Genomic DNA, 14,524 nt, shown 5'->3' with positions numbered 1-14,524 from the left:
GCGGGGCCCCCCCCCGGGGGGCCGCCGCCGAATTCAACGGCGGTGTCTATCTAGGAGCACCCCGGCAGCTCAGGTCCCAATCTCGGGCTGCGGTCCGCTGAATTCGCTGAGGAGCGCCGGAACGGCGGCTGCCGGATCGGCCTTGTAGTCGTAGAAGTCGCGGGGGTCGAACGCGTCGCCCTGCTCGCGGATCACGTCGTCCCAGGTGCAGTCGACGGTGATGTTGCCGCGCTGGACCAGTTCGCCCGCGACGGTGTAGTACGGGTTGTGCGTGCCCTCGTAGTAGCTGTTCTCGATCACCGCGCTGGTCGCGCCGCGCACGTAGTTGCCGTACGCGGAGGCGTTCTGCAGGTAGTTGTTGTACATGTGCAGGTTCGCGATGTTGTCGGCGCTCGGGTTGCGCTGCACGGTGTTCTTGAACCAGTTGTGGTGGATGGTGATCTGCGCGGTCACGTTGGGCGTCCAGCCGATCCCGAAGGTCTTGTTGTTGTCGAAGAACCGGTTCCAGGAGACGGTGAGGAACGTGGTGTCCTTGCGGCTGTCGAGGAGCCCGTCGTTCATGCGGGTGAGGGTGTTGTGGTCGATCCAGATGTGGTCGGCGGTGTCGAGCTGGATCGCGTCGTAGTCGAAGTCCTTGTCGTCCGGGTCGTCCTCGGGCATGAGGGTGTCGCGGATGGTGAGGTTGCGGATGATGACATTGTGGACGCCGGTGCCGAGGAAGAACCCGCCGCCGACGATCTCGCCCGCGGTGCCGACGCCGATGATGGTCTTGTTCGAGGCGACTTTGAGCTCGGTGCCCTTGGGGTCGATGTTGATCGCGTCCGCGACCTGGATGACGTACGGCTCGGCGGCCGTGACGTAGCGGTTGAGTTCTTCCATGGTGTCGACGGTGACCGTCTCGCCGGCGGCGCCGCCCGTGGTGGGGCCGCGTCCCAGTCCGGGGAGAGACGCGAAGCCGTCGGCCGTGTCGGACCAGCCCTGCTTGGGGCGGCTCGGCGGGACGGCGTTCGCGCCCGGGAGGGCGGTGGCGGTGACGAGCCCGGCGAGCACCAGGCCCGCGGCGGCAGTGGCCGCGACGAGGGCGCGGCGCAGCCTCCGGCGGCGCTGAAGCCCTGTCTCGGAAGGGTTCATGTGACGCTCCTATCGGTGGAGGGTGGGCGTCTGCAGGGCCCAGCCTAAGCACGGTCATCGATTTGCGTCAATGGGTTGCCGAAACTTCCATTTAATTTTTTTCATGACTTGACATAACCCCGTGCGCGGTCCTAGCCTGGTCCCACTCATCGAGTCCGATCGATGGCCCGACCCCTCGTCCGTGTGAAGGGACCACCAGCGTGACCACTGAACGACCCCCCGCCTCCAATTCGGAGCTCAACCGCCGCAACCTGTTCAAGCTCTCCGGCCTCGGCCTGGCCGCCGTCCCCGGGCTCGCCGCCTGCGGGCGCGGCTTCGGCGGGGGCGGTGATGACGAGAGCGGTGACGGCGTCACCCTCAACATGGTCTGGTGGGGCGACGCCACCCGGGCCGAGAAGACCCAGGCGGCGCTCGACGTCTTCCTGGAGGCCAACCCGGACATCACGATCAAGGTCGAGTACCAGGACTCCGGTCCGTACCAGGACAAGCTCGCGACCCGCTTCGCCGCGAACGACGCGCCGGACCTCATGGCGATGCGCATGGACTCCCTGCGCGAGTACGCCGACCGGGGCGCGCTCCTGGACCTCAACGAGTACGCCGACGACATCGACCTGAGCGGCCTCAGCGAGAACGCGGCCAATCTGGCCGAAGTGGACGGCAGCGTGTTCGGGGTGCCGGCCGGGCTCAACGCGGTCGGCTTCGTGATCCGCAAGGACTTCGCCGAGCAGTACGGTGTGGCCGTCCCGGACGGGAACACGTGGAGCTGGGACGACCTGGCGGCCTTCGCGCAGGCGATCAGCGACGCCTCCGGCCAGGAGGTCTACGGCACCGGCTACGACGTGCAGACGCTCCAGAACCTCGTGGTCTGGGTCCGCCAGCAGGGCGAGGACCTCTTCACGGAGGACGGGAAGCTCGGGGTCACCGCGGCCACGATGGAGGCCTGGTTCAACCTGGCCGACGGGATGCGCCGGTCCGGCGCCTACCCGCCCGCGGGCTTCTTCGAGGAGATCGGCGGCGGCGCCGACCAGTCGTACATCGCGCAGGGCAAGCTCGCGTCGCAGATCATCCCGACGAACAACTTCCTGGGCTACAACGAGGCCTGCGGCGGGACCCTCGCGCTCCTCCGCATTCCCGGTGAGACGCAGGCAGTCCGGCGCGGGCAATCGGTTGACTGCCCGCACCTGTGGTCCGTGGCCGCGGCCTCGAAGCACCCGAAGGAGGCCGTGAAGCTCCTCGACTTCCTCACCAACGACCCGGAGGCCTCGCTCGCGACCGGCACCACCCGCGGCGTGCCCGCGAGTTCGGCCGTGGCCGAGGAGATCAAGGACTCGCTGGAGCCGGACGACCTGACCGCGACCGAGTACCTCATGGGCCTGCAGGGCGAGGACCTGCCGCGCTCCTACACGTACCCGCCCGGCGGCAGCGCGATCGCCGACTTCCTCGACGTCATCGCCGTCGAAGTCGAGTTCGGCCGCCAGTCGCCCGCCGACGGGGCCGCCCAGTTCATCGCCGAGGCCACGGCGGCGATCGAAGGGTGACCACCACGTCGACCGAGACCGCCGTCATGCCGGGGGCGGTCGCCCCTCCTGCGCCGCAGACAAAGCGGCGCAGGGGGGTGCGCAAAGACCGCGCCGGCTACCTGTTCCTGCTGCCCTGGTTCATCGGGATGCTCTTCACGATCGTCCCGTTCTTCGCGTCGCTCTACCTCGCGTTCACCGACTACAACCTGCTGAACGCTCCGAAGTGGATCGGCCTGGAGAACTTCGCGGACATGTTCAGCGACCCAGTGCTGCTCAAGTCCCTCAAGGTCACGTTCGTCTACACGTTCGTGTCCGTGCCGCTCTCGCTCGCGGCCGCCCTGGGCGTGGCGATGATCCTCAACCGCGGCATCCGGGGCCTGCCCTGGTACCGGGCCGTGTTCTACCTGCCCTCGCTCCTCGGGGCGAGCGTCGCCGTCGTCCTCTTGTGGCGCTACGTGTTCGGGTTCGACGGGATCGTGAACGCGTTCCTCGGCTGGTTCGGGATCGACGCGATCTCCTGGACCTCCGACCCCGACTACGCCCTCACGACGCTGATCATCCTGCACATCTGGACGTTCGGCTCGCCCATGGTGATCTTCCTGGCCGGGCTGCGGCAGATCCCCGTCATGTACTACGAGGCCGCCGCCGTCGACGGCGCCTCCAAATGGCGGCGGTTCCGCTCCATCACCCTGCCGCTGCTGAGCCCGATCATCTTCTTCAACCTGATCCAGTCGCTCATCGCCTCGTTCCAGACGTTCACGCAGGGCTTCGTCATGAACAACGGCGGCGGCGGACCGGCGAACTCCACATTGTTCTACAACCTGTACCTCTACCAGCAGGGCTTCGGCCAGTTCAACATGGGCTACGCCTCGGCGATGGCCTGGACGCTGCTCGTGATCATCGCCGTGTTCACCGCGATCACCTTCTTCACCGCCAAGTACTGGGTCAACTACGACAGCTGAGGTCCCACCCATGTCTCAGACCTTGCAAACCCCTCGGGCCGCCAAACCCAATGAGGACGCCGACGCGCTCATCGAGCGGTTCGGCAGCACCCGCAAGAGCCGCTTCTCCCGCCACGTGATCCTGTGCGTCATCGGCCTGGTCATGATGTACCCGCTGCTGTGGCTCGTCTCCAGCTCGCTCAAACCGAACGGCCTCATCTTCGAGGACCTCTCGCTGTGGCCGGCCGAATGGAGCCCGTCGAACTACACCGAGGGCTGGAACGCACTCGAGTACGACTTCGGGATCTACTTCTCGAACTCGATCATCATCGTCGTGCTCAGCATCGTCGGCAACCTGTTCTCCTGCTCCCTCGCGGCGTACGGGTTCGCGCGCCTCAACTTCACCGGCCGCAAGCTCTTCTTCGCGCTCATGCTCGGCACGATGATGCTCCCCGGGCACGTGCTGCTCATCCCGCAGTACATCCTGTTCGCGAAACTCGGGTGGCTCAACACGTACTACCCGCTCCTGGTCCCGAACTTCCTGGCCACCAACGCGTTCTACATCTTCCTGATGGTGCAGTTCATGCGCTCGCTCCCGCAGGAGCTCGACGACGCGGCCCGCATCGACGGCTGCGGACCGTTCCGCACCTTCTGGAGCATCATCCTGCCGCTGTGCCGCCCCGCGTTCGCGACCACCGCGATCTTCACGTTCATCTCCGTGTGGAACGAGTTCTTCGGACCGCTCCTGTACCTGACCGACCCGGAGCTGTACACCGTGCCGCTCGCGCTGCGCCAGTTCATCGACTCCGAGGGCCAGTCCCAGTGGGGCCAGATGTTCGCGATGTCGGTGCTCTCCCTCGCGCCCATCATCGGCTTCTTCATCGCTGGGCAGAAATACCTGGTCAAAGGCATCGCCACCACCGGCCTCAAATAGCGGCCCGCACCACGAACAGGAACACCTTGAGCCATTTCCTCTTGCGGCACAGCACCGCCGACAACGGCGACGGCACCTACCGCAACCCGGTCCTGCGAGCCGACTGGTCCGACCCCGACGCGATCCGCGTCGGCGACGACTACTACCTCATCGCCTCGAGCTTCCACCGCGTGCCGGGCCTGCCGGTCCTCCACAGCCGCGACCTCGTGAACTGGACGATCATCGGCCACGCCCTCGACCGGCTCGTGCCCGAAGCCGACTTCCGCACGCCGCAGCGCGGCGGCGGCGTCTGGGCCCCGGCCCTGCGCCACCACGCCGGCCGGTACTGGATCGTCTACCCCGACCCCGACCGGGGACTCTTCGTCACCAGCGCCGAAGACCCGGCGGGGAAGTGGACCACCCCGCACCTCCTCAAGGGCGGCAAGGGACTCATCGACCCTTGTCCACTATGGGCGTCGGACGGTTCGGCGTACCTGGTGCACGGCTGGGCCAAGAGCCGCGCCGGCATCAACAACCGCCTCACCGTGCACCGCATGAGCGAGGACGCGACCGAACTCCTCGATGCGGGCGCCGTGGTCATCGACGGTGACGAGCTGCCCGGCTACCGCACCCTCGAAGGACCCAAGTTCTACGAACGCGACGGCTGGTACTGGATCTTCGCCCCCGCCGGCGGCGTCGCGGACGGCTGGCAGTCCGCCTTCCGATCCCGCAACCCCCTCGGCCCATACGAGGAGCGCATCGTCCTCGAACAGGGCGACACCGATATCAACGGGCCCCACCAGGGCGCCTGGGTGACCACTCAAGGCGGCGACGACTGGTTCCTGCACTTCCAGGACAAGGGCGTGTTCGGTCGCGTCGTCCACCTCCAGCCGATGCGATGGGACGACGACGGCTGGCCCGTCATCGGCGACAAGGGTCGCCCGGTCACCGTGCACCCCAAGCCCTTGCAAGGCGAGACGCCCGCCGCGCCCGCCACCTCCGACGACTTCGCCACGGGCATCGGCCCGCAATGGGCCTGGCAGGCCAACCCCAAACCCGGCTGGGCCGCAACCGGCTCCGGCCTCACACTGACCTGCGTCCCCCATGTCGATCCCGACCTGCGGTTCCTCCCGAACCTCCTCGGCCAGCGCCTCCCCGACGGCGGGTGCCGGGCCGAGACGACCATGCGCCTCGACGCCGAACCCGGTGCGACCGCCGGTCTCGCCGTCGTCGGCGACGACTACGCCTGGATCGGCCTGGCCCGCACCGAAAACGGCACCGTCGTCACCTGCCGCACCGCCCAGGACGGCGAACCGCCGCACGACAACGGCAGCCCGTTCCCGCTCGATGCCCCTGCGGTCACGGTCGGCGTCGAAGTCGACGCCACCGGCCGCTGCCAGTTCTTCGCGCACCTGCCCGGCGAGGCCACGCAGCCGGTCGGCGAGGCGTTCCAAGCCACCGAAGGACGCTGGGTAGGGGCCGCGCTCGGCCTGTTCGCCACTGGCGAGGGCTCCGCCTCGTTCGACGCCGTGCGCGTCACTGCGGCGGACACCGATGCATGACCCGAACACCCTCGTACAGACCGTGCCGCTCATGCTCGGCGGGCGCACGGTCGCCGAGTACGTCTGGCGACCGCACGTACCGAACACGTTGTCGCCCAGACCCTTCCTGCACCCCGTGCGCACCCTCGCAGGCACCGCCGTGACCGAAGCGATGCCGCCCGACCACCTCCACCACCTCGGCGTCAGCCTCGCCGTGCCCGACGCCGGCGGCGCCAACTTCTGGGGCGGACGCACCTACGTGCACGGCAAAGGCTCGCTGCCGCTCCCCAACCACGGCGTGCAGCGCCACCACAGGTGGGAGACCCGGACCGACACCGTCCTCGCCCACGAACTCCACTGGATCGGCCCCGACCGGACCATGCTCCTACGCGAACGGCGACGCATCGCCGCCCGGCCCCTCGACCACCGCGCATGGGCACTCGACTTCCGGTACTCCCTACACAACCTGACACCCGAACCGCTCGACATCTCCAGCCCAGGCGCCAAGGGCCGCACCGGCGCCGGATACGGCGGATTCTTCTGGCGCGCGCCCGGCGGCGAGAGCGACACCACCGTCCTCGGCCCCGGACTCACCGGCATCGAACACCTCCACGGCTCGACCGCGCCCTGGCTCGCATTCCGCAACAGCGGCCCCACGCCCTGGACCCTCGTCCTCATCAACCGCCAGGCCGAACGCGACCCGTGGTTCGTCCGCGGCGCCGACTACCTCGGCGCCGGCCCCGCGCTCGCCTGGACCGCCCCCTTGACGGCCGCCCCGGGGGAAGGCCCCAGGCGTCGTATCATCACGGTAGTCGCAGACGGCGACCTCGGCCCGCGAGCGATCGAAGACCTGGTCGACGCCGTCGCGGCGAGCCCCGCACCCCGCGAGGCCTAAGTGATTGGAGCCGCAATGGAGCACTCCGGCACTGCCCGCGCACTCGACGCCGGCCAGCCCGTCCGGCTCCAGGTCGAGGGCCGCGACGTCGCCGACTACGTGTGGCGATCGGACCTCCCCGCCTCCACCGCGCCCCGCCCCTTCCTCCACCCCGTCCGCACCCTCGCGGGCACCACGGTGACCGACGCCCGGCCGCATTCGCACACGCACCAGCTCGGGATCAGCATCGCCGCACCGGACATCGGCGGCCGCAACTTCTGGGGCGGCCGCACCTTCGTCGCCGGGCACGGCCCCGCCTGGCTCGACGACCACGGCGCCCAGCGCCACCGGCGCTGGCTGCGGCACACCGAATCGGAACTGGCCCACACCCTGCACTGGGTCGACGGGCAAGGCGCCGCGTTGTTGAGCGAGCGGCGCGCGATCGCCTGCGGCCCTTTGTCCTCCGAGGCGTGGACGCTCTCGGTGCAGACACGGCTCACGAACGCCACCGACCGGCCGCTGCCGATCCGCAGCCCGGCGTCGCTCGGGCGCGTCGGCGCCGGGTACGGCGGGTTCTTCTGGCGCGGCCCGGCCGTGAACGGACAGGTACGGGTGCAGAGCCCGGCCGGGACCGGAGTCCGAGCCGTGCACGGGACGACCGCGCCCTGGCTCAGCGTCTCCGGCACGAGCAGTGGCGCAATGTGGACGATGCTGTTCGTGCCCGCCGACCCGACCACCGCCCAGGACCGGTGGTTCGTGCGCGCCCGCGACTACCTCGGCGTCGGCTCATCGCTCACATGGGACCGTCCACTGGTACTCGAGCCGGGCCAGCAGATCGAACGGCATATCCTCGCTGTCGTGGCAGACGGCAACCTGACCGAGGACGCGGCCGCCGCGCTCGCCGACGCAGCGCGGCCCCCGGCATGAACGCCGCGCGCTCCAACGACCCCGCCCGGCAGGAACGCCTGCGCGCCTTGAACCTCGAGCTCGTGTTCCGGCACGTGCTCGCCGCAGACGCCCCCGTCTCGCGCACCGAACTCGCCGCCGCCACAGGCCTGACCCGGCCCACGATCACCCGAATCGTCGAAGAGCTCATCGCCGGACGCCTCGTCACCGAGACCGGCGCGACCCCGGACGGGCGCGCCGGACGACCCCGCATGGGACTCACGCTCTCCCGCAGCGGACCCGCCGGACTCGGACTCGACATCCGCACCGACGGCCTCGCCGCATGCGTCGTCGACCTGAGCGGCACAGTGCGCTACCTCGCCTACGCGCCGTGCGACGACACCGAAGCCCCGGCCGTGCTCGAACGCCTGGGCCGCATGGCCACCGAAGCCGCCGAAGCCGCAGCCGCAGAAGGCCTCACAGTCGTCACCGCCACCCTCGCCGTGCCCGGCCCGACCGACGACGGCATCGTCCGCACCGCACCCTCCCTGGACTGGCGCGACGTCGACGCGGGGGCGCTCCTCGCCGAACACCTCCGCCACCTCGACCTCCCCACCAATGTGGACAATGAGGCGAACCTCGCGGCCCGCGGCGAACTCCACCGCGCCACCCCAGACCACTTCCTCTACATCTCAGGCGGACTCGACATCGGCGCCGGCATCATCCTCGACCGCCGCCTCATGCGCGGCTCCCACGGCTGGGGCGGCGAACTCGGCCACGTCACCGTCGACCCCGACGGCAAACCATGCCGCTGCGGCTCACGCGGCTGCCTCCAGACCTACGCCAGCCTCGCCGCCATCCTCGACGGCCAGACCCTCCCGGACGGCCTCACCGCCGACGCCGCACTCCTCACCTGGGCCGACGCCGGCCGCCCCGAGACCATCGCCGCCCTCGACACCGCCGCCACCGCCCTCGGCATCGCGATCGCCAACGTCCTCAACCTCCTCGACATCGACACCGTGCTCCTCGGCGGCAGCTTCGCCCTCCTCTCCTCCTGGCTCATCACCGGCGTCGAAACCGAGATCAACCAGCGCGTCCTCTCCGCCCGCTGGGCCCCGATCACCGTGCGCCCCGCGACACTCGGCCCCGACGCCGCCGCGATCGGCGCCGCAATGGCCGTCGTCGACCGCATCCGCCGCGACCCCACGGCATGGCTCGCCTCCGGACGATGACACGACCCCGCCCGGCAGGGCAGGATTAGCGCTGAACGAAGGAGACGTGCAATGACGCACCAGTCCGACGCCCCCCACGGCGCCCGACACGACGCCGCAATCGACGGCCCCGGCCACGGGACCCTCTCGATCGCCGCGATCCTCGCCGAATCCGCGCGCCGCCGCCCCGAAGCCCCAGCCCTGCACTTCATGGACCAGACCATCACCTACGGCACCTTGTGGGACCAGACCCGCGCCTACGCCGGCGCCCTCGCGGCCCGCGGCATCGGCCCGGGATCACGGATGGCGATGATCGTCCCGAACGTGCCCGACTTCCCCCGCGTCTACTACGCGGCCCTCGCACTCGGCGCGATCGTCGTCCCCGTGCACCTGCTGTTCAAGACCGAAGAGATCCGGTTCGTCCTAGACGACGCCAAGGTCGACCTGGTCGTGGCCGCCGCCCCGTTCCTCGGCGAAGCCGCCCCCGCGGCCGCGCTGGCAGGGGTCCCGCTGCTCACCGTGCTCGCCCCGCCCGGTTTCGAGCTCGACGGCGAACCCGTTGCGCGCCTCGAAGACGAGGCCGCGGCCGCCGAACCGATCGAACGCTACGCCTCGGTCCATCCGCTCGCCGCCGCCACGATCCTGTACACCTCGGGCACCACGGGCACCCCGAAAGGCGCGGTCGGCTCGCACCTCGCGGTGGTCGAGCAGGTCCACACCTGCCTCATCGACACCTGGGACTACCGGCCCGACGACGTGCTCTACGGCGGACTCCCGTTCTTCCACACCTTCGGGCAGACGGTGGTGCTGAACGCCGGCTTCCGGCGGGGCGCGGCGATCATCCTGCTGCCGAAGTTCGACGCCGACGAGGCGCTGGCGCTCCTGGTGCGACACCAGGCCACGGTGTTCGCGGGCGTGCCCACGAACTACGCCGCGATGGTCGCCGCCGCGAACCGCACCGCCGACCGCCCGCCGCTGCGGTACGCGATCTCCGGCGGCGCGCCGCTGCCGACCGCACTGCTGGAGGCGTTCGAAGCCGGCTACGGCGCGCAGGTCCACGAAGGCTACGGCCTCACCGAGACCTCGCCGGTGGCCAGCTTCAACCTCGTGTCCGAACCGATCCGGCCCGGCACTGTCGGCAGATCGATCTGGGGCGTCGACATAGCGGTCGCGGACCCGGAGACCGAGGACCGCATCGACCTGCTGCCGCCGGAAGCGTTGGGGGAGATCGTGGTGCGCGGTCACAACCTCATGAAGGGCTACCTCGGCCGCCCCGACGCCACCGCGGCGGCGATCGTGAACGGCTGGTTCCGCACCGGCGACCTGGGCACCGTCGACGCGGGCGGCGTGATCCAGATCGTGGACCGCAAGAAGGACATGATCATCCGCAACGGCTACAACGTCTACCCGACCGAGGTCGAGGCCGTGCTCTCCCGCCATCCATCCGTGGCCCTCGCGGCGGTCTTCGGTGTGCCACATCCCGAACGCGGCCAGGAAGTGCACGCCGCGGTCGTGCCCGTCGAAGGCGCCGATCCCGACCCGGCCGAGCTGGTCACGTACGTGAAGGCGAAGATCGCCGCGTACAAGTACCCGCGCGTCGTCCACCTGGTCGAGGCGCTGCCGCTCGGCCCGAGCGGCAAGATCCTCAAGCGGGAACTCCAGCGGCTCTTCGGCGGATAAGTCCGCGGCAGTGAAACTGACGGGCGGCCGGGCTGGTGTGTCCGGCCGCCCACTGGTGTTCCTCCGCGGAGGAGGGGTGGCCCGTGCGGGGACCGCGCGCGAGTGGGTTCCCGCGCGCGGTCTCGGTATGGCGACGTTCGCGAATCCCTTTGTGTCGCCGCCATCCCGCAAGGCCAGATGGCTTTTTTGTATCAAGGCTGACACGCCTTGGAGTTGACCCGCAACAGAAAGTTTCTGCCTGTGGATAACTTCCGGCAGTGCTGTTCCATGCTGGACAGCGCCCTGTGGATAGCGGCGGTGAGGGCGGTGTTGCTGCTGTTCTTGCGCATACATCAACACTGTCATGGGTTGCATCGAGGCGGCAACAACGAGTTCGCTGCCTGTGGATAACTCCCGCGAGGGTGGTTGGCATACGAGTTTGAGTTGAGTCGACTTATTGCTGCTGTGCGGGCTTCCAGGCGGGGTCGCGGCCGAGGATCGCGAGGAGCCGGTCCAGGTCGCCTTGGCCCGCGCCGATGGGGACTGCCGGCGCGAACGGCGCGTAGGGACCGTTGCGGGTCGGGCCGTCCAGGGGCACCTCCGCTGCCAGCAGCAGCACCGCGTCGAGAAGGTCGTCGTCGAACTCGACTGGGAGTCCGATCGACACGGCCACATCCCAGGCGTGCACGACATAGTCGATGAAGTGGAAGCCCAGGGCCTGCTTGCCGGCGACCTGGACGGACTTGTCGGCGCCCACGAGGATCGGCCAGTCCCGCTCGAGCGCGCCCTCAGAGGTGAACGCGTCGACGACTTCGGCGGCCGAGGCCGCGAAGGCCTCGCCCGGCGCGGTCGCGACGGGCCGGTCGGCCCAGGCGGCCGGGTCGAACACCTCGCCGCGGGCGGCCGAGGCGAAGCCGTGGTTCTGCCCGATCATGTGGGCGAGCAGCTGCGAGACATCCCAACCGGCGCAAGGGGTCGCCGCGCGGAGCTGGTCTTCGCGGACCTGTTGGACGACCGCGGTCGCGATCGTCATCGTCTGGCGGTGAAGAGGGAGAAGATCGGTCATGATCCGGATCATAGGCCTCCCGGGCACCCGCGGGTAATATCGCTCGCGGCGTCCGCCTCCGGGCCGGCGCCGTGATCGAAGGAGACAGCTCAATCAGTTCCGACACCGACCGCCTGGTCGCGTTCAGCACCCAGCTCCGCAACGTCCACCAGAGCCTCCGCAAGGCCCTCGACCTCGCCCGCCGCTCCATCGACGGCGAATTCGAAGCGTCCACTGGACAGGATCTCCTCCTGTTCTGCCGCGGTTTCTGCTCGGCCCTCAGCGGCCACCACCGCAGCGAGGACGGCGGGCTCTTCCCGCAGGTCATCGCCGAACATCCCGAACTCAAGCCCGTGATCGCGAAGCTCATGACCGACCACAACATGCTCGAGCACCTCATCGGCCAGCTCAGCGCCGCCATGGACTCCGGCGCCGACCCCGACGAACTCCACCGCCACCTCGACGGCATCGGCGCGGTCATGGAGACCCACTTCCGGTACGAGGAGAACCAACTCCTCACGATCCTGGACGCTCTCTCTCTTGAGGGTGAGCCGAGTCAGCTCCTCGGCGACCTCGCCTGATCTGCCGCTCGGCCGGTCGATCCACAAGCGGATCGACCGGCTTTGCTGTTCCACCCGAGTGGGATTCAGTGGGACGGGAACGGCGGAAGCCTAGTACCCAGTCTCTCTATCTAGCGGTAGTCAGTTAGGCTACCTAGCATGCTGGATGCGATGAGGCAGCAATGGCTGCACGGATTCCTCGACCTCTGCCTGCTGTGCCTGCTGGGCGAACGCCGCGACTACGGACTCGGGCTCGCGCAGCGGCTCGCCGAGTCGGGTTTCGGGGAGATCCCCGGCGGCACGCTCTACCCGTCGCTGCTGCGACTGGAGAAGCAAGGCCTGGTCCAGGCGGACTGGGTGTCCTCGGCGGTCGGGCCGCGACGCAAGTACTACCGGCTGACCGCCGAAGGCCGGGTCGCGGCCGACGAGCGGGTCGCCGTCTGGCGGGAGTTCCGCCAGGCCATGGACCGCATCGCCGACCGCGCTGACCTCGCCGAGGTGGAGACCGCATGACCGGCGACGAATGGCACGGCTCCTTCATCCGCATACTGCTCGACCAAGGCGTCGATCCCATTGAGGCGCAGCGTATCTCGGAGGACAGCCGCGCCGAGGCGATCGCAGCGAGACGCCACCCCGCGCAGCTCTTCGGGCCTGCGGCGGCGTACGCGACCGCGGTGGCCCGTGCCGCCCGACCCGCGCCCTTGAACGCGCCGCTCGCCAGGGCCAAAGGCCCGGTCGTCCTGCGCCTGACCGGCGTCACGAAGCGGTACCGCCGCCGCGAGGTCCTCCGCGGCGTCGATCTGACACTGCACGCGGGCGAAGTGGCCGCCGTGACCGGCGCGAACGGCGCCGGCAAGTCCACCTTGCTCGACATCTGCGCAGGAACCATCAAGGCCACCAGCGGCGTCGTCGAGCGCACCGCTCGCATCGGGTACGCCCCGCAGCAGCACGGCGTCGCCCCGTACCTCACCGCCGAGGAGCACTTCCGCCTCTTCGGCGCGGTGCACCGCATGGGCGCCCGCAAAGCCGTCGCCACCGGCGCGCACCTCGCAGCCGGACTCGGTTGGCGGCCCCGGGCGGGCGTGGTCGCGTCCCAGCTTTCCGGCGGCACCCAGCAGAAGCTCAACGTCGTCCTGGGCGAGCTCAGCCGACCCGACCTGATCCTGCTCGACGAGCCCTACCAGGGTTTCGACCAGGACTCCTATCTGGACCTCTGGGCCCAGGTGTACGCATGGCGCGATGCGGGCGCCGGCGTCCTCGTCGTCACGCACCTGCTCCACGACCTCGACAAGGTCGACCACCTGCTCGAACTCCAAGGCGCGGAGGACCGCTGATGCTGCTCGCGATCGCAGGGACCAGCCTGCGCGAACTCACACGCAGGCGCTCGGCGCTCCTGCTCGTCATCGCCCTGCCCCTGGCGTTCTACTCCGCCCGGAGCGACGAACCGGGCCAGGCCGTGCGCTTCCTCGCCCTCGGAGTCGGCTGGGCAGTGGCGACACTCGCCCTGTTCTCACACGTCGGCTCGCGCCACCTCGACCGGAGGCTGGCCGTCGTCGGCGCCTCGCCCACGGCGCTACTCCTCGGCAGGCAACTCGCCCTCCTCGGTACCGGCTTCACGATCGCCGGCGCCTACCTCGTCCTCGTCGCGGTGGCGCAGGACGTCGAGCGGCTCTGGGCGGTCGCGCTGCTCTTGGGGACGACCGTGCTCGTCGCCGCGCCCCTGGGCGCGGTCGTGAGCCTCGCGCTTCCACGCGAACTGGAGGGCGCATTGGCGCTGCTGGCCATCATGGCGACGCAGATGATCGCCGATCCCGAAGGCGCGCTGGCGAAAGCCCTGCCCCTGTGGTCGACCCGCGAGCTGACCACCTACGCGATCGAATCGACAGGCGACGAGTTCCTGCACCGCGGCCTGCTGCACTTCGCCGCGGCATTCGCGCTCTGCGCCTGCGGCGCTTGGGCAGCGGCGGTCGTCAGACTCCGACCGAGCGTTCCGCCGGAGCCCGCTCCCGCCTGAACCGGGCGATTCGCATCCAGGCCGGCTCGAGTCCGACGGGAGCGGACCGGCGAAGCCGCTCGCAACGCAGCCGAAGGCGGCCCAGATGATCGCGGAGTCTTCGAGGCGACCCTAAGAGTCCCATCGGGCTCGCCAGATCCATGCCTGAGCGGACCCGGGGGGGGGGGGGGGGGCCCCCGCCGCCGGGCGGCCCCCGGGGGTGGCACCACCGGAGGGGGTGGGGGGGGGGG

Annotated in this window: 14 protein-coding genes; 12 read left to right on the top strand and 2 right to left on the bottom strand. The window is 69.7% G+C overall.

All coding sequences use genetic code 11. The annotated features are described in order from the left end of the window. Positions 1 to 69 precede the first annotated feature (69 nt). The gene (locus O2L52_RS19890; RefSeq protein WP_270117706.1) at positions 70 to 1,131 is read right to left on the bottom strand and encodes a pectate lyase family protein; all 1,062 of its coding nucleotides are present in this window, start codon (positions 1,129 to 1,131) and stop codon (positions 70 to 72) included. A gap of 200 nt (positions 1,132 to 1,331) precedes the next feature. Between O2L52_RS19890 and O2L52_RS19885 the strand changes: the two genes are divergently transcribed. The 8 genes from O2L52_RS19885 to O2L52_RS19850 are packed head-to-tail and all read left to right on the top strand — an operon-like array spanning position 1,332 to position 10,696. Next, positions 1,332 to 2,669 carry an ABC transporter substrate-binding protein gene (locus O2L52_RS19885; RefSeq protein WP_270117704.1) on the top strand — a complete coding sequence of 446 codons (1,338 nt, stop codon included), beginning with the start codon at positions 1,332 to 1,334 and terminating at the stop codon, positions 2,667 to 2,669. 26 nt (positions 2,670 to 2,695) lie between these two features. Then, a complete protein-coding gene (locus O2L52_RS19880) occupies positions 2,696 to 3,613 on the top strand; it encodes a carbohydrate ABC transporter permease (protein ID WP_344473735.1) in 918 nt (305 codons plus the stop codon). Positions 3,614 to 3,623: 10 nt separating this feature from the next. Next, a complete protein-coding gene (locus tag O2L52_RS19875; protein WP_270117702.1) occupies positions 3,624 to 4,526 on the top strand; it encodes a carbohydrate ABC transporter permease in 903 nt (300 codons plus the stop codon). A gap of 26 nt (positions 4,527 to 4,552) precedes the next feature. Further along, positions 4,553 to 6,067, top strand: coding sequence for a glycoside hydrolase family 43 protein (locus O2L52_RS19870; RefSeq protein WP_270117701.1), 1,515 nt, complete (start codon positions 4,553 to 4,555; stop codon positions 6,065 to 6,067). Further along, complete coding sequence (locus O2L52_RS19865; RefSeq protein ID WP_270117700.1) at positions 6,060 to 6,941, top strand: DUF6807 domain-containing protein; 882 nt, start codon at positions 6,060 to 6,062, stop codon at positions 6,939 to 6,941. The genes O2L52_RS19870 and O2L52_RS19865 overlap by 8 nt, the downstream gene beginning before the upstream one ends. 15 nt (positions 6,942 to 6,956) lie before the next feature. Continuing rightward, positions 6,957 to 7,847 (top strand): DUF6807 domain-containing protein, encoded by an 891-nt coding sequence (locus tag O2L52_RS19860; protein ID WP_270117698.1) that lies wholly within the window; start codon positions 6,957 to 6,959, stop codon positions 7,845 to 7,847. Next, positions 7,844 to 9,037, top strand: coding sequence for an ROK family transcriptional regulator (locus tag O2L52_RS19855; protein WP_270117697.1), 1,194 nt, complete (start codon positions 7,844 to 7,846; stop codon positions 9,035 to 9,037). The genes O2L52_RS19860 and O2L52_RS19855 overlap by 4 nt, the downstream gene beginning before the upstream one ends. 51 nt (positions 9,038 to 9,088) lie before the next feature. After that, a complete protein-coding gene (locus O2L52_RS19850) occupies positions 9,089 to 10,696 on the top strand; it encodes a long-chain-fatty-acid--CoA ligase (RefSeq protein ID WP_270117696.1) in 1,608 nt (535 codons plus the stop codon). Between the two features lie 433 nt (positions 10,697 to 11,129). On the opposite strand, the gene O2L52_RS19845 is transcribed toward O2L52_RS19850, so the two are convergent. Further along, entirely contained in the window at positions 11,130 to 11,741 is a 612-nt protein-coding gene (locus tag O2L52_RS19845) for a TIGR03086 family metal-binding protein (protein ID WP_270117694.1), read from the bottom strand. Positions 11,742 to 11,812: 71 nt separating this feature from the next. Between O2L52_RS19845 and O2L52_RS19840 the strand changes: the two genes are divergently transcribed. From O2L52_RS19840 to O2L52_RS19825, 4 genes are all read left to right on the top strand, one after another. Further along, entirely contained in the window at positions 11,813 to 12,301 is a 489-nt protein-coding gene (locus O2L52_RS19840; protein WP_270117692.1) for a hemerythrin domain-containing protein, read from the top strand. Positions 12,302 to 12,439: 138 nt separating this feature from the next. Then, positions 12,440 to 12,793, top strand: coding sequence for a PadR family transcriptional regulator (locus O2L52_RS19835; RefSeq protein WP_270117690.1), 354 nt, complete (start codon positions 12,440 to 12,442; stop codon positions 12,791 to 12,793). Continuing rightward, a complete protein-coding gene (locus tag O2L52_RS19830) occupies positions 12,790 to 13,614 on the top strand; it encodes an ATP-binding cassette domain-containing protein (protein WP_270117688.1) in 825 nt (274 codons plus the stop codon). Before O2L52_RS19835 ends, O2L52_RS19830 begins: the two co-directional genes overlap by 4 nt. Continuing rightward, on the top strand, positions 13,614 to 14,294 hold the full coding sequence (locus tag O2L52_RS19825; RefSeq protein ID WP_270117686.1) for a hypothetical protein: 681 nt from the start codon (positions 13,614 to 13,616) through the stop codon (positions 14,292 to 14,294). Before O2L52_RS19830 ends, O2L52_RS19825 begins: the two co-directional genes overlap by 1 nt. Positions 14,295 to 14,524 lie beyond the last annotated feature (230 nt).

Source organism: Glycomyces algeriensis (assembly GCF_027622855.1).
Classification (GTDB): Bacteria; Actinomycetota; Actinomycetes; order Mycobacteriales; family Micromonosporaceae; genus Glycomyces; species Glycomyces algeriensis.
The sequence above is the reverse complement of the archived record's forward strand: the minus strand, read 5'-3'. Positions and strand labels throughout refer to the sequence as shown.

Bases quoted from the DNA above. Each gene is read 5' to 3' on its own strand.
- O2L52_RS19880 (WP_344473735.1), top strand. From the start codon at position 2,696: ATGCCGGGGGCGGTCGCCCCTCCTGCGCCGCAGACAAAGCGGCGCAGG.
- O2L52_RS19860 (WP_270117698.1), top strand. From the start codon at position 6,957: ATGGAGCACTCCGGCACTGCCCGCGCACTCGACGCCGGCCAGCCCGTC.
- O2L52_RS19875 (WP_270117702.1), top strand. From the start codon at position 3,624: ATGTCTCAGACCTTGCAAACCCCTCGGGCCGCCAAACCCAATGAGGAC.
- O2L52_RS19855 (WP_270117697.1), top strand. From the start codon at position 7,844: ATGAACGCCGCGCGCTCCAACGACCCCGCCCGGCAGGAACGCCTGCGC.
- O2L52_RS19850 (WP_270117696.1), top strand. From the start codon at position 9,089: ATGACGCACCAGTCCGACGCCCCCCACGGCGCCCGACACGACGCCGCA.
- O2L52_RS19865 (WP_270117700.1), top strand. From the start codon at position 6,060: ATGCATGACCCGAACACCCTCGTACAGACCGTGCCGCTCATGCTCGGC.
- O2L52_RS19845 (WP_270117694.1), bottom strand. From the start codon at position 11,741: ATGACCGATCTTCTCCCTCTTCACCGCCAGACGATGACGATCGCGACC.
- O2L52_RS19890 (WP_270117706.1), bottom strand. From the start codon at position 1,131: ATGAACCCTTCCGAGACAGGGCTTCAGCGCCGCCGGAGGCTGCGCCGC.
- O2L52_RS19830 (WP_270117688.1), top strand. From the start codon at position 12,790: ATGACCGGCGACGAATGGCACGGCTCCTTCATCCGCATACTGCTCGAC.
- O2L52_RS19825 (WP_270117686.1), top strand. From the start codon at position 13,614: ATGCTGCTCGCGATCGCAGGGACCAGCCTGCGCGAACTCACACGCAGG.
- O2L52_RS19835 (WP_270117690.1), top strand. From the start codon at position 12,440: ATGCTGGATGCGATGAGGCAGCAATGGCTGCACGGATTCCTCGACCTC.